The following is a 25,153-nucleotide window of genomic DNA, read 5'->3' on the forward strand; positions in this document are numbered from 1 at the left end:
TCAAGCATATTATCAATCCGTATCTTTCAATTTTAGATCGTTAGCCCACGCCGAAATATTACCGGCCCCCATCATTATTATCATGTCGCCCGGGCGTGCATGATCTTTAATAATTTGAACTATATTTTGCGGATAAGGTATAAAGCTTGCTTGAGTGTGATGGTTATTTTTTGTTATTTGTTCAACTAAATCCTTGCCGGTTATGCCGTCTATCGGAGCTTCGCCGGCTTCGTATATATCGGTAATATAAAGCATCTCGGCATCGTTAAAACAGATCATAAAGTCATTAAATAAATACTGTACTCTTGAGTATCTATGCGGCTGAAAAATAGCAATCACTTTGCCGTTTTGCTTATCGGCAATATTTTTAGCAGTAGCAAGCGTTGCTTTAACTTCTTCGGGATGATGAGCGTAATCATCGATGATAGAAGCATTATTATATTCGGCGACTTTCGTAAATCTTCGTTTTACCCCTTTGAAATTACTAAAACCGTTTTTGATAACTTTGATACCGAAATCTAGCTCTACTCCGACTGCAACGGCAGCTAAACTATTTAAAATATTATGTCTTCCGGGCGTTGGAATAGTAATTCGCTCAATAATCGTAACGCCGCTTACAGTCGGTAATTTAATTCTGATATCAAAAGTAGAAGAAGCAATATCAGTACTTATATTAAAAGCCTTGATATGTGCATCATCTGAATCTATACCGTAAGTAACAACTTTACGTTCAGTAACGGTACTAATTAATTCTCTTACTATTTTATGGTCAATACAAACGACGGCAAAGCCGTAAAAAGGTAAATTAGTAATAAAACTTCTAAAAGCATTAATTAGCGTAGCAAAATCTTGATAATAATCTAAATGTTCGGGATCAATATTGGTTATTACCGCAATAGTTGAGGGTATATTAATAAAAGTAGCATCCGATTCATCGGCTTCCGCAATTAGATAATCTCCGGAACCAAGATAGGCATTTGTCGATCTATTATTAATAATACCGCCGTTAATTACCGTAGGGCATAAGCCGGCTGCTTCAAATAAACACGCCGTAAGGGAAGTAGTAGTCGTTTTTCCGTGCGAGCCGGAAACTGCTACCGAGCATTTTAACCTCATTAGTTCGGCAAGCATTTCGGCACGCCTAATGATCGGAATTTTTCTTTGCAGAGCTTCTTGCACTTCCGGATTATTTTTATTAATTGCCGAGGATATCACTACATACGAAACATTAGTAATATTTTGAGCGTGATGACCTAAGAATATTTTAATGCCGTTTGACTCTAATCTTTTGGTATTATAGTTCTCCGATAAATCAGAGCCTTGTACCTTGTAACCGAGATTATGCAGTATCTCGGCGATGCCGCTCATGCCAACGCCGCCGATACCTATAAAATGGATAGTTTCAAGAATTTGTTTAGTTCTTTTTAATTCAAGTAAAAGCATTTAATTATTTAATATAAAATTTTAGGAATAAGTCTTTTTGCATATAGGTTTTTGCGGTTGATGTCAAGCGGCGTTGTCATACCGTGGCTTGTACCTGTGTTGTTGCATGGCTCTTAAAAAGCGGTTAATGTCATTCCTGCGAAAGCAGGAATCCAGTAAAACATATAAAAAACTTGTTTTTTTATATGTTTATTTTATCAAATATATAATTTTTGTACCAATATTAAGGTTATTTTTTTCTGGATTCCTGCTTTCGCAGGAATGACATCGAGGCTATACACCAGTGCCGCCTCGCAATGACGATTCACTTCTTAATATCCTTAACCCTATCAAATGTTGCTTCCGAAAAGAAATTTCCTTGCATGCCGCCGACTTTTAAATTAATCAAAAATTGAGCTATTTCACCGTTTTCAACAAATTCCGCTACTGTTTTTATTCCTAAATCGTCTGAAATCTTAATTAATTTTTCAACAAAATACTGACTTTGTACATCACTTATAATATTACGTACATATTTACCGTCAATTTTTATAATATCAATCGGTAAATTTTGCAGTTGTTTAAAAGAAGTAAAACCGGAGCCGAAATCATCTAAAGCAAATTTACAACCGAATTTACGTAATTTATTAATAAATAACGTTATTTTTTCATAATTTTCATTAAAAGAAGTTTCGGTAATTTCAATAATTAAGCGACCATGTACATCATAAGTTTGTAGTAAATTTTCGGCAAGCTCCCATAAAGCCTCATCTGTCGTACCCATATTTGAAATATTAACCGTAAGAATTAACTCAGGATTTTTAACTAATTCTTGAATTGTCATCTCAAGCACAATTTGATCAATTACAAAAATTAATCCTTTATTTTCTGCAATAGGAATTATCGGACCGACGGAAATATAATTATTGTTTTCATTAGGTATTCGGAGTAAACATTCATAATAATGAATTTTCATAGTAAGCCGGTCAATAATCGGCTGATAGGCAAATATCATGGTTTTTTTAGCTAAGGCTTGCCGTAATAAATTAAGCTGAATATTCGATTTTTTGATATCTTCTAAATCATAATCAATAAGGTTATATTCACGGTAATAATATTCACCGTTTTGGGAAGAACCGTTTTGGGAGGAAAGAAGCATATTTAAAATATCTTTAATTTCCTCGGCATTACTGTTTATTTCAGGAAATTGAACGCTTGCAATATAGCAGTTCATGTAAATAGCGGGCTGTTCTGAATCGGTATAAAGCTGAGAAAGTAAATATAGTTTTCTAGCAAAATTTTTAATTAAATGCGAATCTTGCGTTTTTAAGATAAATAATATCTTATCTTTTTTAATTTTTTTATAGCTAAGTGCTATATCAAGCTTCATGCTTACTCGATCAATAATTTGATTAAGTTCCTCAATTATCGGATAATGATCTTTTCTTATTGCTTTAATTTCATAATAATTGGCTAATTTACAAGATAAACATGTACCTTTTTTTAAATTATCAATTTCTGACTGGAAAATTTCTAGTTCGGTCATTAATTTTATCATGTTTATTTTAGTAATATAATATGATAATATGAGATTTATATAATGAATAATAGAGAAATATGACTCGAATAGATCGGATAAAAGAAAAATTAAGTGCGCTAAAACCACATTTCTGTGAAATAATAGATGAAAGCCATAAACATGCCGGTCATAAATACGGTGGCATTGAAAGTCATTTTAAAGTACAAATTTCTACAAATTTATTTGTCGGTAAAAGTTTAATAGCAAAACACCGTATAATTAACAATCTTCTTGCAGATGAGCTAGCAAACGGTTTACACGCTTTATCAATAGAGACATTATGAAAACAAATAATATTCTAAAAGTAATGATAGGTGCCGGCAGCATAGCACAAAAAGTTACTAATAATATAGTAGAGAAAAGTCATAACTTAATTGAAGATAAAATATTAAAAGGTAATTATGTCACTAGAGAAGAATTTGAGAAGCTGCAAATTTTAGTAATAAAATTACAAAAAGAATTAGCAGAATTAAGAAAAGATTAAAAAGCGGCATTCTCGATGTCATTCCTAGCTGCAGCAGGCGTTGTTGCATGGATCGAAAATTGCTATATTTTTGGTATTCTTTAAAAGTACCGCGATGTTATGCCGTGGCTTGATCACGGCATCCAGGAAAATAAAGCCATATTAGACTTATTTTAGAATCTTTTTATGATATTATAAGCTGGACTGAAGTGGTCGTAGCCACGGAATGACAGAATTTTTACCTCTTTATTTAAACGTTCGTACAGTAGTGGGTCAAGCCACGGTATGACAAGTTTTAAGCGATTTTAACCATCCATGCAACAACGCCGAAGCCATAGGCGACGCGGCAATCCAAGCTATCCCGAATGTAATCAGGGATTTAATTAGAATGCTATACATAGTTGATGACGTTTTGACCTATCCACGGTGTTCATTATTCTGTCGTAATTTTTCTCGGAGTTTTGCAAGTCTTAAGAAACGTGCGAAGGCAAAAATCATTGAATCAATAAAACCGTCAAAGCCGAATATAAAATATCGCCTAATAAAAAAAGCTTTAAAAAAACATAACAGCATTTCCGTAACAATTCGAGTGCGCGACGGCACTTTACCGGCATTAAATAAATCTTTTGCTTGCTCTCCCGAATAAAAATTTGCTTTAGCAACCAACTGCTCAATTGAAGTGCCGGAATGATGATAAGCTACGCCGTTTAAAAGATATATTTTATTCTCAATACCCTCATTAAATACTACCGAATCATGAGTAGTACTACCATGAGTATTGCCGAAACTAGCAAATTTTTTATTATATAACCTGATGCATTTATTATATGGTGCAAATCGACCGGGTTTTGAATTATTACGATGCATTATTAAGAGCTTTATTTGATAAGCTAAATAACGATCTTGATTTTCGGAAGCAAAAATATACTCTATTTCATCTTGTAATTCTTTAGATAATTCTTCATCGGCATCAATATTAAGCACCCAGTCGTGAGAGCATAACTCCTCTCCGAAAGTTTTTTGAACAACATAGCCGGACCACGGGTTAATTACTATTTTAGCCCCTAAATTCTTAGCAATCTCTACTGTCGCGTCGGTACTTTCGCTATCAACTACAATTACTTCCTCGGCAATATTTTTTATGCTATTTATAGCTCTCGCTATTCTTGTAGCTTCGTTTTTTGTAATGATAAAAGCAGAAATTTTTGTCATGTGATTTTGTTATGATAATCTATTCATAATGTGTCCACATTCTAAGGATTTTAACAATTTTTTCTTGTTCATAAACCTCGTAAATAAGTCTATGTTGAATATTAATTCTCCTTGAATAGCAGCCATTTAAGTTACCAACTAACTTTTCATATGGAGGGTAGGTTTTCCAAGGATTAGAGCTAATTATGTTTAATAATCTTTCTACGTTACTCTTTAAACCCGCTTGTTTTATTCTTTTAGCGTCTTTTTCTGCATACTTAGTATAACGAATTATATACATCTATAAAAACAATTACCAAGTTAATTTATCGCTGCATTTGTCTATTGGTTCTGCTCGTCCTTCAATTATGGATTTATGCAAACCCGGAATAGATAATAGATATAAAGTTTCTTCCATATTTCGATAATCTGCTTCTGAAATCATCACAGCTTTATTTCTTTTGCCTTTAATATAGATAGGCTTATGCGCATCAGAAACGTAATCTATAAGCTTATAAAGCTTGGTTCTTGCTTCACTTGTATTATATATTTCCATTACACCCTCAATTATATTATATATTAGATTTATAGCGTACTATAAACAGTACGTTTTGTCAAGTATACTGCATGTCATTCCCGCGGGGCAATGCCCGCGTGGAACGTTAAACGCGTCATTGCGAGCGACTGGAGGCGTTGTTGCATGGATAATTAAAGCACGGTCTATGTCATTCCCGCGAAAGCGGGAATCCAGAAAAATTAAACTAAAGATGTAACGATAACTTACAATTATATAGAAAAAAGCCTTACAAGCTAAGGCTTTTTAGCCTGGATTCCCGCTTTCGCGGGAATGACATAAGGGGCAGCAGGAATGACATACTGCTTCTTTTATCGATCCATGCAACAACGCCGGTCAAGCCCACTACTGTACGAACGTTGAAAAAAGGCTGTGTCATGCCGTGACTTGATCACGGCATCCAGGAAAATAAAGCCATATTAGACTTATTTTAGAATCTTTTTATGATATTATAAGCTGGATTCCGTGGTCGTAGCCACGGAATGACAGAATTTTTACCTCTTTATTTAAACGTTCGTACAGTAGTGGGCTTAACCACGGTATCCAGAAAAAATTAAAAAGCCTGACTGGATGCCGTGGTCAAGCCACGGCATGACAAGTGTTCTATTCTTACAAATACCGAAGTAACCAAAAAACAGCTTTAACTGTAAAAGTTAAAAGCAATGTTGCCGTTATACCGCCAAGCCACAAGATAATAAACCATTGCCACCCTTTTAGGCAAGACATTACTTTTAAAAGCTTAAGGTGTATTTTCTTAATATATTGGGTGATGAGTCGATTTTCCACGGAATATATAATAACAATAAATTGTATAACCAAGTATCACCGGTAAAAATATTCCGATACCGATTAATAACAGAGATTGCGATTCAGGAGCAGCTGCCGCTTGTGCTAAAGTTACTCGGTAAGGCACTATAAACGGCCATATACTTATACCAAGACCCAAATAACCACATAAAAATAAGAGGATTACGCATATAAAAGGCTGTATGTCATTTTCTCCCCGAATAGTTTTAATTAACCTAAAGAATATTAAAGCCGTTAAAATAGGAATAATTGCAAGATATAAAATATTAGGCATGCTAAACCAACGATCATGTATTTGCTCATTTAAAAAAGGTACCCATAAACTAACGAGTCCCATAAACAGCGCAACATAGCACGAAATATAAAGAGCGGATTTACGAGCCCATTGTTGAGTATTATCAGCTGTTTTCATTATTAACCAGCTAGAGCCGAGAAGAGCATAGCCGCATATAAGGGCAAATCCCGTCATTATAGAAAAAGGAGTTAACCAGTCAAAAGCGTTGCCGGCAAATACTCGCTCTTTAACTTCTATTCCCTGCACAAAATTACCAAGCATTATCCCCTGACAAAAAGCGGCAAGCAGTGAACCGAAATGAAAAGAATAATCCCAAATATAACGATGATTTTCGCGAGCTTTAAATCTAAATTCAAAAGCCACGCCGCGGAATATTAAACCCAGTAACATTAATATAATGGGAATATATAAAGCCGGCATTAGAATTGAATAAGCAAGAGGAAAAGCTGCAAACAACCCTCCTCCTCCGAGTATTAACCATGTTTCGTTACCGTCCCAAAAAGGCGCTATAGAATTCATCATTTTATGGCGACATTCATCGGTCGGCGCAAAAGGAAATAATATACCTATTCCTAAATCAAATCCGTCTAATAAAACATAAAGACAAATTGCCGTAGCAATTAAACCGCCCCAAATAAGCGGTAAATCTATATAAGAAGCAAAGTTAAGCATCGGGTTTTCCTAAATTTTAATTGTGGTAGTTCCGTGTCGATAGCTAAACATCATTGCAAGTAGGCAATGCCTGCGTGGATACTCCAAACGTCATGGCTCACCACTGCAAGCGTTGTTGCATGGCTCTAAAAAAGTGCCGTATGTCATTCCCGCGCAGGCGGGAATCCATTCTATGCGTCATCCTGAATTTATTTCAGGATATACTATAAAGAGATGCGCAAAACTTGTTCAGCATGACTATAATTTTTCCCGGATTCCCGCCTGCGCGGGAATGACATCGAACACGCTTTAACTTATCTACGCAACAACGCCTCCTCGCAATGACGGACTTTATGAACCTTTATCGCTTAAGTCAACACCCATGCAACAACACCGGAATAACATCAAGTTCTTTGAGGGTAATCCTACTTAATATTAAACTTATCTTGCATAAGTTTATTTTCTATTGCCCCTACTAAAGAATCAGCAAAATTTTCGGAAAGATTTTTACCTACTATACCCAATTTTCTTTTAAGCCACGGCTGTTTAGCACTAACATATTGAAATTTGATATTTTCACCGAATTTTTCTTTCATAACGCTATACATATCATTGATACCGTCAATTAAACCGTAATCAACAGCAATTTGTCCTGCCCAAAATTCCCCGTTAAATAAAATATCATCTTCTTGGGTTAATTTACCCTTACGTCTTTTTTTCACATAATCGACAAAATGCTCATAAACTTGCTTTTGTAAATTTTTAATTATTTTAAGATCATCTTTTTGTATCGGCTGGAAAGGGTCTAAAATTGCTTTATTTGTCCCTTCAGTATAAATTCGCCGCTCTATTCCAAGTTTACTAATAGCTTCATGAAAACCAAACCCGCTTGCTATAACCCCGATACTGCCTATAATAGAACTACGTGAGGCATATATTTGATCACCGATGCAAGCCAGCCAGTATCCTCCAGAGGCAGCAACGTCTTCTATAAAACTATAAATTTTTATTTCATTTTCTTCGGCAAGCTCACGAATACGTTTGGAAATAAGCTCTGCCTGTACCGGCGCACCGCCGGGTGAATTAATCACTAAACAAACCGCTTTAAGTTTTTTTATTTTAAAAGTTTTTTCTATTAATTCATTTAACGATTCTAAAGTAAGCCCTGACTGCATAGTACTGACTTTACCTATCACCCCACCAAGCCGCAGAACAGCGATAACATCTTTGGAATTAGTAAAAATTGACGGAAAAAAAGAAAATAATTGTTCTAATTTACTCATTTGACGTTTACTTATTATCGGCTCAAATTCTGCTTTAGCAACGACGCTTTTATTTCTTTCATTCATTATTTTGCTCTTTTTTATCTTCTGAAGTAAATTCTTCATCCGAAGTTGATTTTTCTGACTCATCTTGATTTATAGATTTTTTGACCGTGCCTTTTTGCACGGATTTTAAAGGCTTAGCAGGCTGATTAAGAGAGCCTTCATTATAACTATTTTTTGGATCGGGATAATTTCCCGGAATATTGGATAAAATAATCTCTCTAATTTTTTCGTCATGCCAATTTGTATTACCGGTAAAACTAGCTATTTTTTTTCCGTCCGAACTTATTAATATACTAGTCGGTATTCCTACAATTGCAAATGCTTTAAATAATTGATTTTTATAATCGTGAAAAATCGGTAAATATCTTATTTGATAGCTTTTAAAATGTTCTTGGATAACTTTTATCCCTTGATAATCCTCCGATACGGGTATTACCTCAAAAGGTAATTTTCTAAAATCTTTTTGTAAAATATCAAGGTCGGGCATTTCTTTAATACATGCCGCACACCAAGTTGCCCAAAATACTAATAATATAGTTTTTCCTTCAAACTGATCAAGAGAATATTGATTTTTTTCTTCATCAAAAAATATTACGTTATCCGGAACATTTGAGCCGTTTAAAAATTTTATAGTAGGTTTACCGGACTGGGAAGAGGCAAAGCTAGTTGTAGTTAACAATAAGCTCGCTATAATAATAAAAAAGTATTTACTATAATTTTTCAAAATCATATAAATAAAAGTATTTTTTATAGTTTTACGAGATTTTAATGAAAACATTTTTACTTTTTTTATTATTAATATCGACAATATTAAGTAGTTGCGGTATCAAAAAACCGCTAGAAATTCCTCAACAAACAGAAATATCTTGAGTAGCTTACACAAACGTCATTGCGAACGACTGAAAGGAGTGCGGCAATCCAGGCTATCCCGAATTACATTCGGGATTTAATTAAAATGCTAAATAAATTTAGCATAAAAGTATATTTAACTGGATTGCCACGTCGATGCTTCGCATCTCCTCGCAATGACGATTCGGCTTTATAAATACCTTTTATCCGTACTCTCTATCAATACCTCTTTAAAGTAGTACCTTGCAATACCAAATCAAAGCAATATGCTTTTATTTCTTGTTCTGCAGTAAATAAATCCGGATTCATTTCACCGCACTCACATTCACAAATATTTTTATCAGATAATTCTAATCGCGTTTGCAAAGTCTTAAGGCTAGAATGTTCCACTCTAATATTTGCATTCTTAAAACGGGAGGATAACATACTAATAAAATAATATTCTCCTTTGTTATTAGTAGTAGCAGTACCGGAGCCGGTAAAGCTTGAATTACTATTAGCGTAGAATCTTTTTTTATCGACCCGCAACCGCAAAGGCTCATACGGATATCTTCCGTCTTGCCCGGCTTGCCATAAATATACTTTTGCATCTGACACCGGTACACAATTCTGATCCAGCACCCTACCCTTTATTAAAATTTTTTCGCCGTTATATTTAGATAATTGACCTGTTTTACGAAGTAAGTTATTGGTGGATTCAAAAACTTTCGGTTCATAATCATTTAATATATTTCTAGTAATCTTACAATGATTAAGGTTATTACTATAAAATTGAGGCGTAGCGGCAAATATGTTAACTGCCAAAAAACAAAGTAAACAAAATAAAAAATTTTTCACGTTTTACCACTTTGATTGTGTTGATTAAACTTTAATTAGCGTTGTTGCATGGCTCGAATTTTTGATGTCATTCCCGTGAAAACGGGAATCCATTCTATGCGTCATCCTGAATTTATTTCAGGACCTACTATAAAGAGATGCTGAAACAAGTTCAGCATGACTATATTTTTTCTAGATTCCCGCCTGCGCGGGAATGACATACTGCTATTTTATCGAGCCATGCAACAACGCTACTTTAATTAGTAGATCAATTAATTACGTTAATCAAATTAATTTTAAGTATAATTTTTATTTGTTTGTTGATCAATTGATTATTGATTGTTAATATACATAAAACATTAATTCTTAAATCTTTAATGCTATGCAAAAATTTTTAACTCTAATAATTGTAATGTTAATACTTTACAACATTGTAAAGATGAAAGCATCACCTTCTTTAGATAATAATCAAAAAGAACAAACAACCGTCAATAACCTTACTTCTGAAAACCGGCCGCCAGATCATGCTGAACCGAATAATCCGTTAACCGGTAATTTAATTGAAAAAACCATTTCAAAAGTAATAATAAATGCCCTTAAAACCGAAGAAGGAAGAGTATTTTTTGAAAATCTTCTGCAGCCGTTAAATAAACCGCTTGATACCGAGAATTATACAATAGAAGTGCATAAAGATTTAATCACGCCGTTATTTAAAATTAATACTATCGGTAACGGTAATATCGGTCCTGCTTCTTGCGGTCATGTCGTAACGGTATATTATCAATTATCCGATATTGATAATAATTTACTTACCGAAGACACCAAGACTTTTACTTTAGGTTCAAGAGCTATATTACCGGGGATGGATAGCGTAATTGTCGGCATGATGGTCGGTCAAGCAAGAGAGGCAATTATTCCGGTAAAATATGCCTATTATAATCAAGAATACCAAAGTAAAAATATTGACCCAAACAGTCCGTATAGGCTGAATGTTGTATTAAAATCTATATTACCGCAAAACTTTATACAAAGTAATGAAGTAAAAGTGTTTGATGATGAAATAGCTTATCGGCTGCCTTTATTATGCGGAGAAAAAATAGTCTTTGATGCAAAAATCACTCGTTTATCAGACGGTAAAATATTATATGATTCAAAGCTATTGCAGAAAAAAATTGATATGAAAATAGGCGATATTACTTATCCCTTAATTTTTTCATATGCTCTTCACGGCAAAGTGCCGGTAGGAACTAGAACAGTAATTGCTAAAGGCAAAACTTTTAAAGCTACGGGATCGAATTTAAATAAAGTCATTTCTAATGACTCATTACCCTTGGAGGAATATTTAATGCTTGAGTTAAATAATTTTAAACCGTAAAAAAGAAAAAATGTCATACGCCTCGATGTCATTCCCGCGTAAGCAAGGCGTTGTTGTATGGCTAATAATTTACCGTATTATGATTATTATAAGTACGGTGTCATACCGTGGCTTGACCCACTACTGTACGAACGTTTAAATAAAGAGGTAAAAATTCTGTCATTCCGTGGCTACGACCACTTCAGTCCAGCTTATAATATCATAAAAAGATTCTAAAATAAGTCTAATATGGCTTTATTTTCCTGGATGCCGTGATCAAGTCACGGCATGACACAGCCTTTTTTCAACGTTCGTACAGTAGTGGGTCAAGCCACGGTATGACACCGTACTTGTAATAACCTAAGTAGAACATAAAATAATAAAAAATATGCCTTTTAAAAAAAATATTCAAAAACAAAAGAATTATATTTTGTTAACTATTCTTGTCATTATGGTTATATTAGTGTATTTTGTCTCCTTAATAAAAATTGCCGGCTAAATTTTTTTTATAGGTACTTACATGAGAAATATTATTTTATTATTAAGTTCAATAGGTTTTTTACTAGTAATAATTATAATTATCGCTATAAATAAGCATCCTAGTAAAGATACTAAAGAAGAGATATTAGAAGTAAATATTATTATAAAAAATCATAAATTTACTCCCAATCTGATTGAAGTACCTAAAAATACGAAATTACTGTTAGTTATTCATAACCAGGATGATATAGTAGAAGAATTTGAAAGTAATGATCTCCATCGAGAAAGAATAGTAATGCCTAACTCCTCTATAAATATTATACTTGCACCTTTAGCCTCCGGAAGATACGATTTTTTCGGTGATTTCCATCAAGAAACTGCTCAAGGCTGTCTTATTGTTAATTAGATGTAAGGTATAAAATGTTTAAAATTGCTTTAATTGTATTTCGTGAATGTTTAGAAATATCTTTATTACTTGGAATAATACTTGCCGTAACAAAGCAAATAGAGAAATCACGTTTATATATTATTGCCGGCATCATGCTTGGAGTAGTATGTGCCTCAATTTTTGCATTTTTCACTCGTAAAATATCTTTATCCTTTGGAGGGATGGGTGACGAGCTGTTTGACTCCTGTATCATGATATTAACTACTATCTTAATTAGCTGGACGATAATTTGGATGCAAGGTTACGGTATTAAAGTAAAGCTACATCTTAATGATTTATCCGCAAAAATTAGCGACGGGAGCGGCAGTTATATAATGCTGGTTTTACTTGTTGCCAGCACTATTTTACGCGAGGGAGCAGAAATTATTATTTTAGTATATAGTATCTCTTCAATTGAAACACTTACTAGCAGCGTTTATTTACAAGGAGTTATCATAGGCACAACAACCGGATTTTTAGTTGGTTTAATAATATATTTCGGGTTAATAAAAATTGCTAATCAAAGATATATTTTTAAAGTTTCTACTATCTTATTAATGCTGATCGCCGGAGGTTTTGCGGCAAGTGCCGCCGGTATCTTAACCTCCTCAGGTCTAATTATGTTTTTATCCGATCAGCTTTGGGATAGCTCTTGGTTAATTTCCGATAAGAGTATAACAGGCAAGGTATTACATATTGTTACCGGTTACATTGCAAGACCAAACGGTTTACAGGTTGTGGCTTATTTTTTCACTATAGGTTTAATTAATATTTTAATACAAATAAAATTAAAATATACGAAGTTTTCGCGCTAGTTTAAGGGATAATGCCGGAAGAGGTCATTCCGGCATTATACTAGCGTTATTGCATGGCTACCGGAATCGTCATTGCGAGGAGGCATTTATGCCATTGCTGCAATCCAGATATGCTAAACTTGTTTAGCATTCTCATTAAATCCCTCATTACATTCGGGATAGCCTGGATTGCCGCAGCCACTTCGCGGCTTCGCAATGACGAGTTTTTTATTAATTTTCGAGCCATGCAACAACGCCGCACCGTTGCCGGAATGACATCACGAAGGTTTATTTTCATTACTTATTACACATAGAATAAATTTATTCTAAACACATTAAAAATATTATATGTTCAAATTATTATCAGAAATCGGTCCCGTAATAGCATTTTTTGCCGGATTTTTTTATGGCGGCGGTATACAAAATGCTACTTTGTATATGCTTATCACCGCTATTATTTGTATCACTCTTTGTTATTTTATCGACGGGAAAGTATCTAAATTATCGCTAATTTCTGTAAGTGTTTTACTTGTTTCGGGTAGTGTCACGTTAATTAGCGGCAATTCGATGTATATAAAAATAAAACCGACTATCTTATATATTATTTTCGGTATTATTTTTCTTATGAGCGGTATAAGAAAAAATCCCTTTATTAAATATGCTTTAGAAAGTATAATTCAGCTTAAAGAAGAAAGCTGGATTACTTTAAGCTACAGAGCCGCCGGATTTTTCTTTGTCATGGCCGTAATTAATGAAATAGTTTGGCGTAACTTTACGGAAGTAACATGGGTAAAATTCAAAATATTCGGGGTACCCCCGATTACTCTTATAGTTATTTTATTACAAATACCTTACTTGTTAAGAAACAAATTACCTGATAAAAAATTATAATTATGCAAAAAATTTTAATCATCATGTTTTTATCTCTTACGCTAAGCGGTTGTTTACCGGCAATCTTTACCGCTGCAACTACTACCGGTATTGCCGCTTCAAAAGATCAGCCAATGTCGGAAACAATCAATGACTCCAAAATCTCGGCGGCAATTAAAACAGCACTCATTAAAAATAACTTTAAGGAGTTAGGCGCAAAAATTAAGGTAGAAGTGTCACAAGCACGAGTATTATTTACCGGAAATATAGAAAAAGAAGAAGATGCTTTGAAAGCAATCGAAATTGCTTGGAATCAAAAAGGAGTTAAAGAAGTTATTAATGAGCTTAAAGTTAATAAAAAAAGCAATCACTTTGATTTAGTGCAATATACCAGAGACAGCCTTATAACCACGCAGATTAAAACGAAAACTTTAGTTAGAAAAGATATAAAATTTGCAAATTATACAGTTCTTACCGTAAATAATATTGTATATTTATTCGGTATTGCTAGGTCAGAAGAAGAATTAGCAAAAATATCTGCTATTTCATCAAAAATAAAAGGCGTTGAGAAAGTAGTCTGTTATGTTAAAATAATGAATAATTTTTCCGATACTAACGAAAATAATGATATAGATGATAGTAACTTATAATAAATTAAAATTATTAATTTTTTTGATCCTATGTTTTGGACTTGTAAGCTGTAATACTTCAAAACAACATCTATATAAAAACCTCTCAAAAGATGATCCTCACAATTTAAGTTATCAAGGACACTATAAAGTCGGAAAAAGCTATAAAATAAAGGGTAAGACTTATAAACCTCAAAGCCCTAATAAATCATATACCCAGCTAGGCATAGCTTCCTGGTACGGCACTAAAGGTGGATTTCACGGTAAAAAAACTGCCAATGGAGATAAATATAACAAAAACCTATTAACGGCAGCCCACAAAACCCTGCCCTTGCCTTGCCTTATTAAAGTAACTAATCAAGCTAATAATAAATCCGTGATACTTATGGTCAATGACCGAGGTCCTTTTAAAAAGAATCGCATTGTAGATGTTTCGGAAAAAGCCGCTGAAATTTTAAAATTTAAAAAGCAAGGAATAGCAAAAGTTAAGGTAGAATATTTAGCTCATGAAACAGATAAATTTTTGAAAAATATAAAATTAAAGCCTCAAGAAAATTTTATTGTAAAACGCACACCTAAAAAACGAACCTCAACTACCTTAGCTAGTAGCAAATGTAGCGTTAACTGTCACATTAAGCTAGTCAACTTAAAACACAATTTAGCTTTAACTCCTTAGAAATAAGCGCACGAATTTAGGTCATTGCGAGCGACTGCAGACCTTGTTGCATGGCTCGAATTTGCGATGTCATTCTAGCTAAAGGCTCTAGTGTACGAACGTTTAAATAAAGAGGTAAAAATTCTGTCATTCCGTGGCTACGACCACGGAATCCAGCTTATAATATCATAAAAAGATTCTAAAATAAGTCTAATATGGCTTTATTTTCCTGGATGCCGTGATCAAGTCACGGCATGACACAGCCTTTTTTCAACTTCGGACAGTTATGGCTAAAGGCGGGAATCCAGAAAAATTATAGTCATGCTGAACTTGTTTCAGCATGACAAGGACTGGATTGCCGCGTCGGCATAAATGCCTCCTCGCAATGACGGTATTTGTTTTAATTATGTACCGTAATCTGTCCTTACAATAGAGTCTATACATCTAAGCCAAGCTTCCCAATCACGCTTGCCTAAATCTTTTTCAAATGATAATATATCTTGTAACGTTTGCCGACATACTTCTTTAGAAGGAGTAATTAACTCTTGCCCTCCCCTATAAGCTAAGCATTGCGTTTTGCAAGCTAGTTCTAAATGATAGCTATAAAACATCGTTTCATGAATTGTTTTCCCGCAGGTAATTACTCCGTGATTACGTAAAAACATTACATAATTTTGCCCAAGGTTATTAACCAGTGCTGCACTTTGATTGTTATCAAGCACTAAAGAACCGTAATTATGATACGAAACTCTTTCATAAAAATGTAATGCCCACTGGCTAATCGGTAATAACCCGCATTGCATCGATGAAACCGCAACACTTGCCGGCGTGTGAAAATGAAATATAGAAGAAATATCGGATCGCGCTTTATATATATTACCGTGAATAAAATAGCCGGTTTTATTATATTGATATTCACTTCCCTCTAAAACTTCCCCTTCTAAGCTAACTTTAAGTAGATTATCTTGGGTTACTTCCTCAAATCTTAGACCAAAAGGATAAATATAATAAAAATCAGCATTTAAGGGTCTTGCGGATAAGTGAGTATAAGTATGGTCATCCATAGCTAAATATGCCATTATTCGATAGGCGGCAGCTAGATTATGTTTTATATCGATCATGAGTTTTTAATTAATGGTTTAATAAGCGAAGCTATACCTTCCGGCAATTTTATAGATGCCTTAAATCCAAGGTTTTTTTCAACCTTTTCGGGATTGCTAATAGATTTATAAATGTCTCCCTCGCGCGCGCTTAAATAATTTAGCTTTACTTCATGACCGACTGCTTGAAATAAAGTTTTTATTAAATAGTTAAGGGTTGTACCGTAGCCGACACCTAAATTATATATTTGCGGTTCAACTGAAATATAATCTTTAGCCAAAGCTAAGCATTTAACAACATCATCGATAAATATAAAATCTCTTTCTTGAGTTCCGTCGCCGTAAATATTTAGAGGTTTATTATTTTGCAACTTATTAATAAAAATCGAAATAACTCCCGAATAAGGAGAATTTGGGTCTTGTCTTTGACCGTAAACATTAAAAAACCTAAATCCTATAGATTTTAAACCGTAGCAATGGGCAAAAACACTAGCTTGCAATTCAGAAGTATATTTATCAACCCCGTAAGGCGAAATAAATTTTCCTATATTCTCTTCCGATAAAGGCATCTGCGTTGAATTTCCGTACACCGCCGCCGAAGATGCGTATATAACCGGTGTTTTTCTCTTAGCGGCTTCTAAAAAAACATTAATAGTACCGGTTAGATTAACTTTGTGGCAGGCAAGCCAATTATCGATTGATTTTTGCACGGACGGTATGGCTGCTAAATGATAACAAAAATCTATTTTATCAAATGTTTTTTCAAGTATATTAGCATCATTAATATCCCCGACTATTAACTTACATTCTTTTGAAATATTTTCTATTTTTCCTGAAGATAAGTCATCAAATATTGTAATATTATGCCCGGCTTTTAAAAGATAATCGGCAAGATGAGAGCCTATAAAACCTGCTCCACCGGTAATTAAAATATTCATTTATAAATTTGATTTAAGTTTTTATAATGTTACATACTATAATCATATTTATTTCTTGAATCTAGTAATATTAGGCGGTTTATATAAAATATTATATATCTAGAGAATTTATTAATAACCCCAACTATGGATAAGTTTTTAAGCTAAAACTTATCCATAGTTGATAATAATAAACTAAAATTAATTGACAGACCTATTGCTTAAAGATATTATCAAGCGAATTATCCTTATTTAATAAAGGACGATAAAAATAGTTGAATTTATTAATGCTTTATGACAATTAACATTTTGTTTTTATTAGATTGCCTACAAAAAGGTGGGGCGGAAAGAGTAGCATCTAATATAATGAATAGCTTATCTTCTAACCCCCGATATAACATAAATCTAATCACTTTTTATAGCGAGACCGAAACATATCAGTATGAATTGAACGAAAATGTTAAAGTCACTAAATCAAGTATACAGAATGAAAAAGACCATTTATTAGAGCTTATTGATAATACAAAAATTGAGCTTGTTATAAGTTTTTTATATATGGACAGGCATATAAATCTTATCTATAAGCATTACCCTGATATTAAATATATTTTCACGGTTCATAGTACATTATTTTATTTTGCTCCATTTGTTGATAAACTTTTAAATATTATTGCAAAAGCTAATATAACTACGGTTTTAAACACTTATACATATAAAAGTTGTAGGTTAGCCGGCTTAAATAATATAACTATAATACCGAATCTTAATACTTTTAATACTTATGATATAGAACCTCAATTCCCTAATAATAAAAATTTACTATGTATCGGTGATTTTACACGAGATATGGGAAGAAATAAACGCTTAGATAGAGTATTAAAAGTTTTTATAGAAGTAAAGCGTAAACATAATGATGCGGTACTGTATGTAATCGGTTTATATAATTTAACATTAAAAATAAATAACGAAACAGAAACATTAGAAGAGTTAATTGAAAAAAATAATTTAGAAATAGGAAAAGATATTATTTTTACAGGAGTGATTTATAACGTATCTTCTTATTACAAAAAATCAGCCGTATATATTATGACTTCAACATTAGAAGGTATGCCTATGGTACTTTTAGAATCAGGAGCATACGGCTTACCTGTAGTCGCAAATAAAATAAACGGGCTTGAAGATGTTATTCTCGAAGGTCAAAACGGCTTTATAGTAGAACAAGACGATATAAAAGGGATGGCTGAAAAAACTATTCTTTTACTGCAAGATAGTGAGTTAAGACTAAAAATAAGCAAAAAAGCAATCGAATTAGCTAAAAGATTCGATAATGATAAAGTAATCTCTCAATGGGAAACTATTATTAATATGGTATTAAGTAACGATCAATTAACCATTAACAAATTACTTTATAAAAATATTAATTACACTACGGAAGATTATAAAAATATAGCTCTTGATTCTTTAACAGCTTGTCGTCTAGCAACAAGAGATAATGAAATGTTAATAGATATACCTTCTTATAATCCTGCTCTTTGTATAGTAATTCACAATCCTATAATCAAAAAAACTTTATTAGGCGTAAAATACATACTTAAAAAGTTACATTTATTAGGTTTATTGAAGAGAATCTTACAATAATAAATCTATATCGGCTTTAATATGCATTTTTTTATATTAATAATATTATTATTTTCAAGTAATGTTGGATTTGCAAAAGATAAAGCTGATGTGGACTTTATGGAATCTATGTCCGGTGGTTCAGAACTATTAGCAGAAAATACTATTAACAGAAATGACGCTCTCTATAATTCTGAAACTTTAAAAATAATGGCTAAACATTATTCTCTAAAATCTCCTTCAAAAATGCCGTATAATAAAACTCCTTTAATTCCTAAAGTTATACATCAAATATGGATCGGCTCGAAAAACATCCCTCCTCTATATAAAAATTATTTAGAAGAATGTCGCCTTTTACATCCTACTTGGGAATTTAAAATTTGGAAAGACGAAGATACACTTAAGTTGAAGACAAAATACCAAAATCTATATGATATTTCACGAAGCCTTGTACAAAAAACTGATATATTAAGATATGAAATATTATTACAATATGGTGGGGTCTATCGAGATATGGACGTTAAATGTTATCGCTCTCTTGATGAAATGAACCATAAATATGATTTTTATGCAGCATTAGAGTTTAGAGGGGTACTTAATAATGGATTTATTGGTGCAGCCCCTAATCACCCAATATTGAAAGAAACGTTAGAACAAATTCATAAAAATCTTCCAACAGAATTCAAAAAATATGATAATGGTGAGATATACTTCCCGATATTTCATAATTTTATAGTCAAAACTTCAATGATTCCTTTAACAGAAGCTTTTAAAAAAACAGCAAGCTATAGTGATAAGGTTATTGCACTTCCTACTACTTATTTCTTTAGTACTGTTAAAGGTGATTTAATATCTTGGGAATTATTCCCTCCTACTCCGAATAAATATTCTAATTTTTGGAAAGTATTTGCCGGAAAAATGCCACCGCATAAACTTGCTTTTCCTAAAGTACAAAAAGAATCTTTGGTATTTCATAATTATACTACTAAAGATGAAATAGGATATTTACCTTTTAATGATAGTATGGATATGTATGACCCGGAGCGAGAAAAAGCTTTTCAAAAATTACCTTTGATTGAGCAACATCGATTAAACATGATGCGAGAAAATTATGAAAAATTTCATCCTAAAAATATGGAATTTAAAAATATAGGAGAAATTCCTCAAAAAATAATATTTATCGTATTTAATGAAGAAGAAAAAAAAGAGCTTGACCTTAATATACCCGAATGGGTTATGTTAAACCGTATATTTGAGATTGATATCTGGACAAAAGATAAAATTTTAAAATCTTTCCCATATTTAGCAGCCTATTTTGACAATACTAACTATAATAATGAAGATATACGTTTTTTAGCAGGTTTAGAGATAATTAATAAAGAAGGCGGACATTACGTAGATTTCAAAGCAAAACCGATAGTTCCTATATTTGAATTAGGCAATAAATTAAAGCTATATACCGGAATACAACCGGTTAATCATCAAAATTTACAAATTTTAGCCTCAAATAGGCTTATAGGATCAGTAGCAAATAGCCCTATTTTATCACAAGCATTAGATGAGTTTTATAAAAAAAATACCCCTATGAGGTGGAATTTAATAGACATAATTAGTAAAAAAATGTTCTTATATGGTCCTATATTAGTATTACCTTCATCTTATGTCGGACCGACTGATTATCTTCCCGAAGATACTTACATTACTAAATTAAAAAGAATTTATCGTTATCATAGATCAACAATAAATGATAAACATGCTTATTATTCAATAATTGATTAAATAACGCGAACTATGGATAATTCTTAACATTTCATTTTTTTATATCAAACTCATTTACAAAAGGTCTATAGATAATTTTATTTTCTTCTGACAAATCTTTATTAATTACGGAATTTTTAGGGGCTTGCATACATTCTTTTAAGTATTTATTATTCAAATAAGGAGCTAAGGAATAATTTAATATATAACACTGCAAACCATCCTGTTTATTACCAAAATCAAAATTCACTTCTACGCCCTGCTCTAATAATTCTTTAACCATACTACTTTGCTCATTAAAAACTTTTTGTGCCGGCGATAATTGTTTTATTCTTAAGGTATTTTTAACTACCGAAAACGATGCAACAACAAGTAATACCGCAAAGATAAATAATTCTTTTTTATTTTGATTGAATAAGAAAATACTATTTTTTATATATGCACAAGAAATTATACCGAATGCTAGACTATAGCATCCTAAATATCTAAGTAATGAGGCTTCTTTAATTGCTTCTGCATAAGTGAAAGTGAAAAAATACAAATATAATCGCCATAAGGCAAATATTAGATAGCAAATAAAGGTAGCAACTAGCAAAAATTTATATTCTCTTAATAAGGAAGGCTTATATTTGCGCACCGAGTACCAAGCTAATCCGCCGATAATATATAGCGCGATGCTCCCCTCTTTCACTAAAAACTTAAGAAAAAACTTGCCGTAATTAAGTAGTAATAATTTATGCTGCTCATTAAAATTTTCTATAATTACGACGATATTACTAAAGCTATGCTCTCTTCTACCAAAAAAATCATGAGTATTTTTAAAGTAACTCAGCCAAATAAAATTACACATAATCGGTAACGTCAATAATAGAAAATAAATAATATAATCTTTTTTATTTCTACCGCCTTTATAAAATTTTATATGGTGGGATATTATAATTATAGAGGCAAAACTAGCTAGCCATAATCCAACTTCTCTGAAAAAAGCAAGCAGTATCACAATCGGTAAGGCAAGAAGCATGGCTTTATGTTTGTCTTCTTCAAGTATGTAGATAGCAAATATACAGCCGAACATTAAGCCGATGGTGCTGTCGTTATATATTGATCGTAGGCCCGTTGTGTAAAGCACGACTATAGCCAATATTACAGAAATAAAAAAAATCGTTGACCAAAATTTTCTATTTGCCGTTAATGGTGCTAAAAAAATCAGATGTAATAAAAAATGAGCAAATAATACATTACCTTCAGAATAACCTGAAAGTAATAACATAAAATAATGATAAACGGCACTACCTCTTGGATAGTGAGCATGGGTAGTTATAATAGAAGAGGCGGAATTTTGATTTTCAAAAAAACCGAAATGTAATAATTCTTTAGTAAATACCCCCCAATGGCAAAAATCATCATAGGCATGTAAATACGAGCCACTTGTATAAATAAAAAACGCGATGATAATTATACTTAATGAGATAATTTCATTAACGCATGGTTTTATATTTTTTAAAAAATCATCTTTTGAGATTTGAGTATAATAATAAGCAAAATATATCGTACCTAGAAAATAAAATAAATAAGTGGCTGCAGGTAAAAGATTTACCATAGCAGCACAATATAAAAGTGATACTAAAAGGGAAGTAACTACCGGAACAGCAAAAATAAATTTTGTTTTTAAGCAGTTAGAAAATAAATATGAAAACCCAAAAATAGTTAATATCGGTATGAGGATCATAAAATTAAACTTGTTACGACAAGGTGATAGCTTAGATAAGAGTTTTCAATATAATTCCCGCGGGTACTTGGGTGTCAACTTAAGATGAAATTAAGCCGGTCCAATGTCATTCCCGCGGCAATGCGGCGTTGTTGCATGGCTCGAATTTTTGCAAAGCAATCCAGTGTCATGCCGTGGCTTGACCACGGCATCCAGAAAAAATTAAAAAGCCTAACTGGATACCGTGGTCAAGCTAGCGTTGTTGCATGGCTCTAAAAAAATGCCGGATGTCATTCCCGCGCAGGCGAGAATCCAGAAAAAATACTTAAAATAAACAAACTTATATAAAAATTTACTATATAATTCGCTTAAATACTTTTCTGGATTCCCGCCTGCGCGGGAATGACATCGAAAACGCGGGAATGACATCGAAAATTCGAGCCATGCAACAACGCCGGTCAAGCAACTAGATGACACCGCGGTACTTTTAAAAAATCCCCGAAATATAGCAATTTTTGATCCACGCAAGAATGACTCGGATTAGATTAAAAACCCATACCGTCCATGCCGCCACCGCGCGGTGCTGAATCTTCTTTATCGGAAGGCTCATCAACAATTAACGTTTCGGTAGTAATAATCAATGAAGCAACGGAAGCCGCATCTTGTAGTGCCGTACGAACTACTTTCGCCGGATCAATAATTCCTGCTTTAATCATGTCAACATAAGTCATATCTTGAGCATTAAAGCCGAAATTTTTGTCCTTGCTTTCTAGAAGTTTACCGACTACGACGCCGCCATTCTCACCGGCATTTTCGGCAATTTGTCTTACCGGATCTTGTAAGGCTGCTGCTACCAACTCTATACCGGCTTGTTGATCCTTGTTAGCTCCTTTTAATGACCTTAAAACTCCGGCTGCGTGTAGCAGAGTAACGCCGCCTCCGGCAACAACCCCTTCTTCTACCGCCGCTCTAGTCGCATGAAGCGCATCCTCAACACGATCTTTACGCTCTTTTACTTCTATTTCGGTAGCACCGCCGACTTTTAAGACGGCAACACCGCCGGAAAGCTTAGCTAAACGCTCTTGTAGTTTTTCTTTATCGTAATCGGAAGTAGTTTCTTCAATTTGTTTACGAATTTGCGAAGCTCTTTTTTCTATATCTTCTTTGCTGCCTGCACCATCGACGATTACGGTATTTTCTTTAGAGATAGTAACTTTCTTAGCAGTACCAAGCATTTTAATATTTACATTCTCAAGTTTCATGCCAAGATCGTCAGTTATTAACTCACCTTTTGTTAAAACGGCAATATCTTCCATCATGGCTTTTCTTCTATCGCCGAAACCTGGAGCTTTAACTGCTGCAACTTTCAAACCACCGCGTAATTTATTGACGACTAAAGTTGCAAGAGCCTCACCTTCTATATCTTCGGCAATGATAAGTAAAGGACGAGCTGATTGGTGTACCGCCTCAAGTACCGGTAACATTGGTTGTAAAGTTGATAGTTTTTTTTCAAATAACAAAATGTAAGGATTTTCAAGTTCCGCAATCATCTTCTCGGAATTAGTTACAAAATACGGTGATAAATAACCCCTATCAAACATCATGCCTTTAACTACTTCGACGTCAAAGCTAAAGTTTTTAGCTTCTTCAACGGTAATTACTCCTTCTTTGCCGACTTCTTCCATTGCTTTAGCAATTTTTTCGCCGATTTCTTTATCGCCGTTTGATGAAATAGTGCCTACTTGAGCGATTTCTTCCTGACTATTAATTTTTTTACTCGATTTTTTAATTTCTTCTACCACGGCGCTAACTGCTAAATCCATACCGCGTTTTAAATCCATCGGATTATAGCCCGCTGCAACGAGTTTATTACCTTCTCTAGCTAAAGCGCGTGCTAAAACGGTTGCGGTAGTAGTACCGTCACCGGCCGTTTCAGCCGTTTTGGTCGCAACAGACCTAACTAAACGAGCTCCGGCATTTCTAATTTTATCTTTTATTTCAATTGATTTTGCCACCGTAACACCGTCTTTAGTAATTTTCGGCGCTCCGAATGATTGCTCAATAAGTACGTTTCTGCCTTTCGGACCTAAGGTAACTTTTACCGCATCGGCTAAGATATCAATGCCTTCTAACAATTGTTCACGTGCTTTTGAACCGTGCTTAATTATTTTTGCTTCCATATTAAATTCTCCTTAAAATAAAAAAATTATTAATTTTTTAGATGTCATATCTACTAACAAAAACACCGTCATTGCGAGCGACTGTAAGGAGCGTGGCAATCCAGAAAAATAATAATTTTCATAGCATTTTTTGCTAATTTTTTCTGGATTGCCACGTCGGGACTTTGTCCCTCCTCGCAATGACGCAGTGTTAATCGAGCTATACAACAACGCCGATCAAGTCACGGGATGACAAGGATTTCCTTGCTCATTAATTAATTATACCCATAACATCACTTTCTTTCATGATGATCAAATCCTGACCGGCTACTTTAACTTCAGTACCGGCCCATTTACCGTATAGGACTTTATCCCCAACTTTAAGCTCTAACGGATGAAACTCTCCTTTTTCTCCTCTACTGCCTTTACCTACCGCAACTACTTCCCCTTGCATCGGTTTTTCTTTTGCGGTATCGGGGATAATAATTCCGCCCGCTGTTTTTTCTTCTTGCTGAATCGGTTTTATGGCAATTCTGTCATATAACGGTTTAAAAGACATTTCTAACCTCCAAAATAAATATTTTAAATGTATACTACTATATATAATTTATTTCTAGTAGTTCAAGAGGTAACTACTAAAAAATTTTAAATTATTTATCAAAATATTTAGTACTAACTCCGTGTTTTGTTTTATTCCATTTAAACGGCTG

The 25,153-nt window shown here is 33.4% G+C and carries 36 protein-coding genes and 1 pseudogene; 19 read left to right on the forward strand and 18 right to left on the reverse strand.

Annotated features, from left to right (window positions below):
• Positions 1-12: 12 nt before the first annotated feature.
• Positions 13-1,443 (reverse strand): UDP-N-acetylmuramate--L-alanine ligase, encoded by a 1,431-nt coding sequence (gene murC / locus AAHM91_RS06000; protein ID WP_341794060.1) that lies wholly within the window; start codon positions 1,441-1,443, stop codon positions 13-15.
• A gap of 106 nt (positions 1,444-1,549) precedes the next feature.
• Between murC and AAHM91_RS06005 the strand changes: the two genes are divergently transcribed.
• A complete protein-coding gene (locus tag AAHM91_RS06005; protein WP_342270193.1) occupies positions 1,550-1,708 on the forward strand; it encodes a hypothetical protein in 159 nt (52 codons plus the stop codon).
• 39 nt (positions 1,709-1,747) lie between these two features.
• On the opposite strand, the gene AAHM91_RS06010 is transcribed toward AAHM91_RS06005, so the two are convergent.
• Complete coding sequence (locus tag AAHM91_RS06010) at positions 1,748-2,968, reverse strand: EAL domain-containing protein (RefSeq protein ID WP_410526160.1); 1,221 nt, start codon at positions 2,966-2,968, stop codon at positions 1,748-1,750.
• Between the two features lie 71 nt (positions 2,969-3,039).
• Here AAHM91_RS06010 and AAHM91_RS06015 point away from each other — a divergent pair, with 71 nt between their 5' ends.
• Positions 3,040-3,285: a BolA family protein gene (locus tag AAHM91_RS06015; protein ID WP_253307720.1), complete on the forward strand. Its 246-nt coding sequence runs from the start codon at positions 3,040-3,042 to the stop codon at positions 3,283-3,285.
• Complete coding sequence (locus AAHM91_RS06020; protein ID WP_342270194.1) at positions 3,282-3,485, forward strand: coiled-coil domain-containing protein; 204 nt, start codon at positions 3,282-3,284, stop codon at positions 3,483-3,485. The genes AAHM91_RS06015 and AAHM91_RS06020 overlap by 4 nt, the downstream gene beginning before the upstream one ends.
• Positions 3,486-3,737: 252 nt before the next feature.
• Here the strand turns inward: AAHM91_RS06020 and AAHM91_RS06025 are convergent, their stop codons facing one another.
• From AAHM91_RS06025 to AAHM91_RS06040, 4 genes are read right to left on the reverse strand one after another with little or no spacing between them, the layout of a single operon-like run.
• Entirely contained in the window at positions 3,738-3,863 is a 126-nt protein-coding gene (locus AAHM91_RS06025) for a hypothetical protein (protein ID WP_342257035.1), read from the reverse strand.
• A gap of 18 nt (positions 3,864-3,881) precedes the next feature.
• Entirely contained in the window at positions 3,882-4,676 is a 795-nt protein-coding gene (locus AAHM91_RS06030; RefSeq protein ID WP_342270195.1) for a glycosyltransferase family 2 protein, read from the reverse strand.
• 19 nt (positions 4,677-4,695) lie between these two features.
• Positions 4,696-4,956 (reverse strand): Txe/YoeB family addiction module toxin, encoded by a 261-nt coding sequence (locus tag AAHM91_RS06035; RefSeq protein WP_342270196.1) that lies wholly within the window; start codon positions 4,954-4,956, stop codon positions 4,696-4,698.
• Positions 4,957-4,968: 12 nt separating this feature from the next.
• On the reverse strand, positions 4,969-5,211 hold the full coding sequence (locus AAHM91_RS06040; protein WP_342270197.1) for a type II toxin-antitoxin system Phd/YefM family antitoxin: 243 nt from the start codon (positions 5,209-5,211) through the stop codon (positions 4,969-4,971).
• 55 nt (positions 5,212-5,266) lie between these two features.
• On the opposite strand from AAHM91_RS06040, the gene AAHM91_RS06045 reads away from it, so the two are divergent.
• A complete protein-coding gene (locus tag AAHM91_RS06045) occupies positions 5,267-5,428 on the forward strand; it encodes a hypothetical protein (protein ID WP_342270198.1) in 162 nt (53 codons plus the stop codon).
• A gap of 30 nt (positions 5,429-5,458) precedes the next feature.
• Here AAHM91_RS06045 and AAHM91_RS06050 read toward each other — a convergent pair whose 3' ends face one another.
• Together AAHM91_RS06050 and cydB are read right to left on the reverse strand one after the other, a co-directional pair.
• Positions 5,459-5,608, reverse strand: a complete 150-nt coding sequence (locus AAHM91_RS06050; RefSeq protein ID WP_342270199.1) for a hypothetical protein — start codon at positions 5,606-5,608, stop codon at positions 5,459-5,461.
• Positions 5,609-5,983: 375 nt separating this feature from the next.
• Complete coding sequence (cydB, locus tag AAHM91_RS06055) at positions 5,984-7,003, reverse strand: cytochrome d ubiquinol oxidase subunit II (RefSeq protein WP_342270200.1); 1,020 nt, start codon at positions 7,001-7,003, stop codon at positions 5,984-5,986.
• Between the two features lie 115 nt (positions 7,004-7,118).
• Between cydB and AAHM91_RS06060 the strand changes: the two genes are divergently transcribed.
• The gene (locus AAHM91_RS06060) at positions 7,119-7,295 is read left to right on the forward strand and encodes a hypothetical protein (RefSeq protein ID WP_342270201.1); all 177 of its coding nucleotides are present in this window, start codon (positions 7,119-7,121) and stop codon (positions 7,293-7,295) included.
• 112 nt (positions 7,296-7,407) lie between these two features.
• On the opposite strand, the gene AAHM91_RS06065 is transcribed toward AAHM91_RS06060, so the two are convergent.
• On the reverse strand, positions 7,408-8,331 hold the full coding sequence (locus AAHM91_RS06065) for a S49 family peptidase (protein WP_253307727.1): 924 nt from the start codon (positions 8,329-8,331) through the stop codon (positions 7,408-7,410).
• Positions 8,324-9,040 carry a TlpA disulfide reductase family protein gene (locus AAHM91_RS06070; RefSeq protein WP_410526171.1) on the reverse strand — a complete coding sequence of 239 codons (717 nt, stop codon included), beginning with the start codon at positions 9,038-9,040 and terminating at the stop codon, positions 8,324-8,326. Before AAHM91_RS06070 ends, AAHM91_RS06065 begins: the two co-directional genes overlap by 8 nt.
• 38 nt (positions 9,041-9,078) lie before the next feature.
• On the opposite strand from AAHM91_RS06070, the gene lptM reads away from it, so the two are divergent.
• Both lptM and AAHM91_RS06075 read left to right on the forward strand, forming a co-directional pair.
• Complete coding sequence (lptM, locus tag AAHM91_RS10955; RefSeq protein WP_410525858.1) at positions 9,079-9,180, forward strand: LPS translocon maturation chaperone LptM; 102 nt, start codon at positions 9,079-9,081, stop codon at positions 9,178-9,180.
• A 19-nt stretch (positions 9,181-9,199) separates the two neighbouring features.
• Positions 9,200-9,355 carry a hypothetical protein gene (locus AAHM91_RS06075; RefSeq protein ID WP_342270203.1) on the forward strand — a complete coding sequence of 52 codons (156 nt, stop codon included), beginning with the start codon at positions 9,200-9,202 and terminating at the stop codon, positions 9,353-9,355.
• 23 nt (positions 9,356-9,378) lie between these two features.
• On the opposite strand, the gene AAHM91_RS06080 is transcribed toward AAHM91_RS06075, so the two are convergent.
• Complete coding sequence (locus tag AAHM91_RS06080) at positions 9,379-9,996, reverse strand: dioxygenase family protein (protein ID WP_342270204.1); 618 nt, start codon at positions 9,994-9,996, stop codon at positions 9,379-9,381.
• 193 nt (positions 9,997-10,189) lie between these two features.
• Here AAHM91_RS06080 and AAHM91_RS06085 point away from each other — a divergent pair, with 193 nt between their 5' ends.
• From AAHM91_RS06085 to AAHM91_RS06105, 5 genes are all read left to right on the forward strand, one after another.
• The gene (locus AAHM91_RS06085) at positions 10,190-10,321 is read left to right on the forward strand and encodes a hypothetical protein (RefSeq protein ID WP_341794049.1); all 132 of its coding nucleotides are present in this window, start codon (positions 10,190-10,192) and stop codon (positions 10,319-10,321) included.
• A gap of 36 nt (positions 10,322-10,357) precedes the next feature.
• A complete protein-coding gene (locus AAHM91_RS06090) occupies positions 10,358-11,350 on the forward strand; it encodes an FKBP-type peptidyl-prolyl cis-trans isomerase (RefSeq protein WP_342270205.1) in 993 nt (330 codons plus the stop codon).
• Between the two features lie 57 nt (positions 11,351-11,407).
• Positions 11,408-11,566 carry a hypothetical protein gene (locus AAHM91_RS06095; RefSeq protein WP_342270206.1) on the forward strand — a complete coding sequence of 53 codons (159 nt, stop codon included), beginning with the start codon at positions 11,408-11,410 and terminating at the stop codon, positions 11,564-11,566.
• A 283-nt stretch (positions 11,567-11,849) separates the two neighbouring features.
• The gene (locus AAHM91_RS06100) at positions 11,850-12,215 is read left to right on the forward strand and encodes a cupredoxin domain-containing protein (RefSeq protein WP_341794045.1); all 366 of its coding nucleotides are present in this window, start codon (positions 11,850-11,852) and stop codon (positions 12,213-12,215) included.
• Positions 12,216-12,229: 14 nt separating this feature from the next.
• Entirely contained in the window at positions 12,230-13,051 is an 822-nt protein-coding gene (locus AAHM91_RS06105) for an FTR1 family iron permease (protein WP_342270207.1), read from the forward strand.
• Positions 13,052-13,097: 46 nt separating this feature from the next.
• Here the strand turns inward: AAHM91_RS06105 and AAHM91_RS06110 are convergent, their stop codons facing one another.
• On the reverse strand, positions 13,098-13,328 hold the full coding sequence (locus AAHM91_RS06110) for a hypothetical protein (protein ID WP_342270208.1): 231 nt from the start codon (positions 13,326-13,328) through the stop codon (positions 13,098-13,100).
• A 50-nt stretch (positions 13,329-13,378) separates the two neighbouring features.
• On the opposite strand from AAHM91_RS06110, the gene AAHM91_RS06115 reads away from it, so the two are divergent.
• The 3 genes and pseudogenes from AAHM91_RS06115 to AAHM91_RS06125 form a co-directional block, all read left to right on the forward strand.
• A complete protein-coding gene (locus AAHM91_RS06115; protein ID WP_342270209.1) occupies positions 13,379-13,921 on the forward strand; it encodes a septation protein A in 543 nt (180 codons plus the stop codon).
• A 2-nt stretch (positions 13,922-13,923) separates the two neighbouring features.
• On the forward strand, positions 13,924-14,550 hold the full coding sequence (locus AAHM91_RS06120) for a BON domain-containing protein (RefSeq protein ID WP_410525859.1): 627 nt from the start codon (positions 13,924-13,926) through the stop codon (positions 14,548-14,550).
• 10 nt (positions 14,551-14,560) lie between these two features.
• Positions 14,561-15,205: pseudogene (locus tag AAHM91_RS06125) on the forward strand (septal ring lytic transglycosylase RlpA family protein); the annotation flags it as partial.
• Positions 15,206-15,588: 383 nt separating this feature from the next.
• Here the strand turns inward: AAHM91_RS06125 and AAHM91_RS06130 are convergent.
• Both AAHM91_RS06130 and AAHM91_RS06135 read right to left on the reverse strand, forming a co-directional pair.
• Positions 15,589-16,302 (reverse strand): class II aldolase/adducin family protein, encoded by a 714-nt coding sequence (locus AAHM91_RS06130; RefSeq protein ID WP_342270739.1) that lies wholly within the window; start codon positions 16,300-16,302, stop codon positions 15,589-15,591.
• Entirely contained in the window at positions 16,302-17,222 is a 921-nt protein-coding gene (locus AAHM91_RS06135; protein ID WP_342270210.1) for an NAD-dependent epimerase/dehydratase family protein, read from the reverse strand. Before AAHM91_RS06135 ends, AAHM91_RS06130 begins: the two co-directional genes overlap by 1 nt.
• Before the next feature lie 273 nt (positions 17,223-17,495).
• On the opposite strand from AAHM91_RS06135, the gene AAHM91_RS06140 reads away from it, so the two are divergent.
• Positions 17,496-18,839: a glycosyltransferase gene (locus tag AAHM91_RS06140; RefSeq protein ID WP_341794040.1), complete on the forward strand. Its 1,344-nt coding sequence runs from the start codon at positions 17,496-17,498 to the stop codon at positions 18,837-18,839.
• Between the two features lie 21 nt (positions 18,840-18,860).
• On the forward strand, positions 18,861-20,597 hold the full coding sequence (locus AAHM91_RS06145; RefSeq protein WP_342270211.1) for a glycosyltransferase: 1,737 nt from the start codon (positions 18,861-18,863) through the stop codon (positions 20,595-20,597).
• A gap of 31 nt (positions 20,598-20,628) precedes the next feature.
• Here the strand turns inward: AAHM91_RS06145 and AAHM91_RS06150 are convergent, their stop codons facing one another.
• The gene (locus AAHM91_RS06150) at positions 20,629-22,176 is read right to left on the reverse strand and encodes a hypothetical protein (RefSeq protein WP_342270212.1); all 1,548 of its coding nucleotides are present in this window, start codon (positions 22,174-22,176) and stop codon (positions 20,629-20,631) included.
• Between AAHM91_RS06150 and AAHM91_RS06155 the strand changes: the two genes are divergently transcribed.
• Entirely contained in the window at positions 22,151-22,393 is a 243-nt protein-coding gene (locus tag AAHM91_RS06155) for a hypothetical protein (RefSeq protein ID WP_342270213.1), read from the forward strand. The two genes, AAHM91_RS06150 and AAHM91_RS06155, sit on opposite strands and share 26 nt — an antisense overlap.
• Positions 22,390-22,560 (forward strand): hypothetical protein, encoded by a 171-nt coding sequence (locus AAHM91_RS06160; protein WP_342270214.1) that lies wholly within the window; start codon positions 22,390-22,392, stop codon positions 22,558-22,560. Before AAHM91_RS06155 ends, AAHM91_RS06160 begins: the two co-directional genes overlap by 4 nt.
• Here AAHM91_RS06160 and AAHM91_RS06165 read toward each other — a convergent pair.
• The 3 genes from AAHM91_RS06165 to AAHM91_RS06175 form a co-directional block, all read right to left on the reverse strand.
• On the reverse strand, positions 22,516-22,713 hold the full coding sequence (locus AAHM91_RS06165; RefSeq protein ID WP_342270215.1) for a hypothetical protein: 198 nt from the start codon (positions 22,711-22,713) through the stop codon (positions 22,516-22,518). The genes AAHM91_RS06160 and AAHM91_RS06165 overlap by 45 nt on opposite strands.
• A 116-nt stretch (positions 22,714-22,829) precedes the next feature.
• A complete protein-coding gene (gene groL, locus AAHM91_RS06170) occupies positions 22,830-24,464 on the reverse strand; it encodes a chaperonin GroEL (RefSeq protein ID WP_342270216.1) in 1,635 nt (544 codons plus the stop codon).
• 250 nt (positions 24,465-24,714) lie between these two features.
• The gene (locus AAHM91_RS06175; RefSeq protein WP_253307741.1) at positions 24,715-25,002 is read right to left on the reverse strand and encodes a co-chaperone GroES; all 288 of its coding nucleotides are present in this window, start codon (positions 25,000-25,002) and stop codon (positions 24,715-24,717) included.
• Between the last annotated feature and the right edge of the window lie 151 nt (positions 25,003-25,153).

The sequence above is a fragment of the Rickettsia endosymbiont of Orchestes rusci genome, from assembly GCF_964030945.1.
GTDB lineage: Bacteria > Pseudomonadota > Alphaproteobacteria > Rickettsiales > Rickettsiaceae > Rickettsia.

What these genes read in the sequence shown, in the direction of transcription:
- AAHM91_RS06110 (WP_342270208.1), bottom strand. Translation starts at nt 13,328, where the DNA reads ATGAAAATAAACCTTCGTGATGTCATTCCGGCAACGGTGCGGCGTTGT.
- AAHM91_RS06095 (WP_342270206.1), top strand. Translation starts at nt 11,408, where the DNA reads ATGGCTAATAATTTACCGTATTATGATTATTATAAGTACGGTGTCATA.
- AAHM91_RS06070 (WP_410526171.1), bottom strand. Translation starts at nt 9,040, where the DNA reads ATGATTTTGAAAAATTATAGTAAATACTTTTTTATTATTATAGCGAGC.
- AAHM91_RS06065 (WP_253307727.1), bottom strand. Translation starts at nt 8,331, where the DNA reads ATGAATGAAAGAAATAAAAGCGTCGTTGCTAAAGCAGAATTTGAGCCG.
- AAHM91_RS06145 (WP_342270211.1), top strand. Translation starts at nt 18,861, where the DNA reads ATGCATTTTTTTATATTAATAATATTATTATTTTCAAGTAATGTTGGA.
- AAHM91_RS06105 (WP_342270207.1), top strand. Translation starts at nt 12,230, where the DNA reads ATGTTTAAAATTGCTTTAATTGTATTTCGTGAATGTTTAGAAATATCT.
- AAHM91_RS06030 (WP_342270195.1), bottom strand. Translation starts at nt 4,676, where the DNA reads ATGACAAAAATTTCTGCTTTTATCATTACAAAAAACGAAGCTACAAGA.
- AAHM91_RS06135 (WP_342270210.1), bottom strand. Translation starts at nt 17,222, where the DNA reads ATGAATATTTTAATTACCGGTGGAGCAGGTTTTATAGGCTCTCATCTT.
- AAHM91_RS06120 (WP_410525859.1), top strand. Translation starts at nt 13,924, where the DNA reads ATGCAAAAAATTTTAATCATCATGTTTTTATCTCTTACGCTAAGCGGT.
- AAHM91_RS06040 (WP_342270197.1), bottom strand. Translation starts at nt 5,211, where the DNA reads ATGGAAATATATAATACAAGTGAAGCAAGAACCAAGCTTTATAAGCTT.
- AAHM91_RS06160 (WP_342270214.1), top strand. Translation starts at nt 22,390, where the DNA reads ATGAAATTAAGCCGGTCCAATGTCATTCCCGCGGCAATGCGGCGTTGT.
- AAHM91_RS06175 (WP_253307741.1), bottom strand. Translation starts at nt 25,002, where the DNA reads ATGTCTTTTAAACCGTTATATGACAGAATTGCCATAAAACCGATTCAG.
- AAHM91_RS06085 (WP_341794049.1), top strand. Translation starts at nt 10,190, where the DNA reads ATGACATACTGCTATTTTATCGAGCCATGCAACAACGCTACTTTAATT.
- murC (WP_341794060.1), bottom strand. Translation starts at nt 1,443, where the DNA reads ATGCTTTTACTTGAATTAAAAAGAACTAAACAAATTCTTGAAACTATC.
- AAHM91_RS06035 (WP_342270196.1), bottom strand. Translation starts at nt 4,956, where the DNA reads ATGTATATAATTCGTTATACTAAGTATGCAGAAAAAGACGCTAAAAGA.
- AAHM91_RS06165 (WP_342270215.1), bottom strand. Translation starts at nt 22,713, where the DNA reads ATGTCATTCCCGCGTTTTCGATGTCATTCCCGCGCAGGCGGGAATCCA.
- AAHM91_RS06020 (WP_342270194.1), top strand. Translation starts at nt 3,282, where the DNA reads ATGAAAACAAATAATATTCTAAAAGTAATGATAGGTGCCGGCAGCATA.
- lptM (WP_410525858.1), top strand. Translation starts at nt 9,079, where the DNA reads ATGAAAACATTTTTACTTTTTTTATTATTAATATCGACAATATTAAGT.
- groL (WP_342270216.1), bottom strand. Translation starts at nt 24,464, where the DNA reads ATGGAAGCAAAAATAATTAAGCACGGTTCAAAAGCACGTGAACAATTG.
- AAHM91_RS06115 (WP_342270209.1), top strand. Translation starts at nt 13,379, where the DNA reads ATGTTCAAATTATTATCAGAAATCGGTCCCGTAATAGCATTTTTTGCC.
- AAHM91_RS06090 (WP_342270205.1), top strand. Translation starts at nt 10,358, where the DNA reads ATGCAAAAATTTTTAACTCTAATAATTGTAATGTTAATACTTTACAAC.
- AAHM91_RS06010 (WP_410526160.1), bottom strand. Translation starts at nt 2,968, where the DNA reads ATGACCGAACTAGAAATTTTCCAGTCAGAAATTGATAATTTAAAAAAA.
- AAHM91_RS06015 (WP_253307720.1), top strand. Translation starts at nt 3,040, where the DNA reads ATGACTCGAATAGATCGGATAAAAGAAAAATTAAGTGCGCTAAAACCA.
- AAHM91_RS06100 (WP_341794045.1), top strand. Translation starts at nt 11,850, where the DNA reads ATGAGAAATATTATTTTATTATTAAGTTCAATAGGTTTTTTACTAGTA.
- AAHM91_RS06050 (WP_342270199.1), bottom strand. Translation starts at nt 5,608, where the DNA reads ATGACACAGCCTTTTTTCAACGTTCGTACAGTAGTGGGCTTGACCGGC.
- cydB (WP_342270200.1), bottom strand. Translation starts at nt 7,003, where the DNA reads ATGCTTAACTTTGCTTCTTATATAGATTTACCGCTTATTTGGGGCGGT.
- AAHM91_RS06005 (WP_342270193.1), top strand. Translation starts at nt 1,550, where the DNA reads ATGGCTCTTAAAAAGCGGTTAATGTCATTCCTGCGAAAGCAGGAATCC.
- AAHM91_RS06140 (WP_341794040.1), top strand. Translation starts at nt 17,496, where the DNA reads ATGACAATTAACATTTTGTTTTTATTAGATTGCCTACAAAAAGGTGGG.
- AAHM91_RS06150 (WP_342270212.1), bottom strand. Translation starts at nt 22,176, where the DNA reads ATGGTAAATCTTTTACCTGCAGCCACTTATTTATTTTATTTTCTAGGT.
- AAHM91_RS06025 (WP_342257035.1), bottom strand. Translation starts at nt 3,863, where the DNA reads ATGTATAGCATTCTAATTAAATCCCTGATTACATTCGGGATAGCTTGG.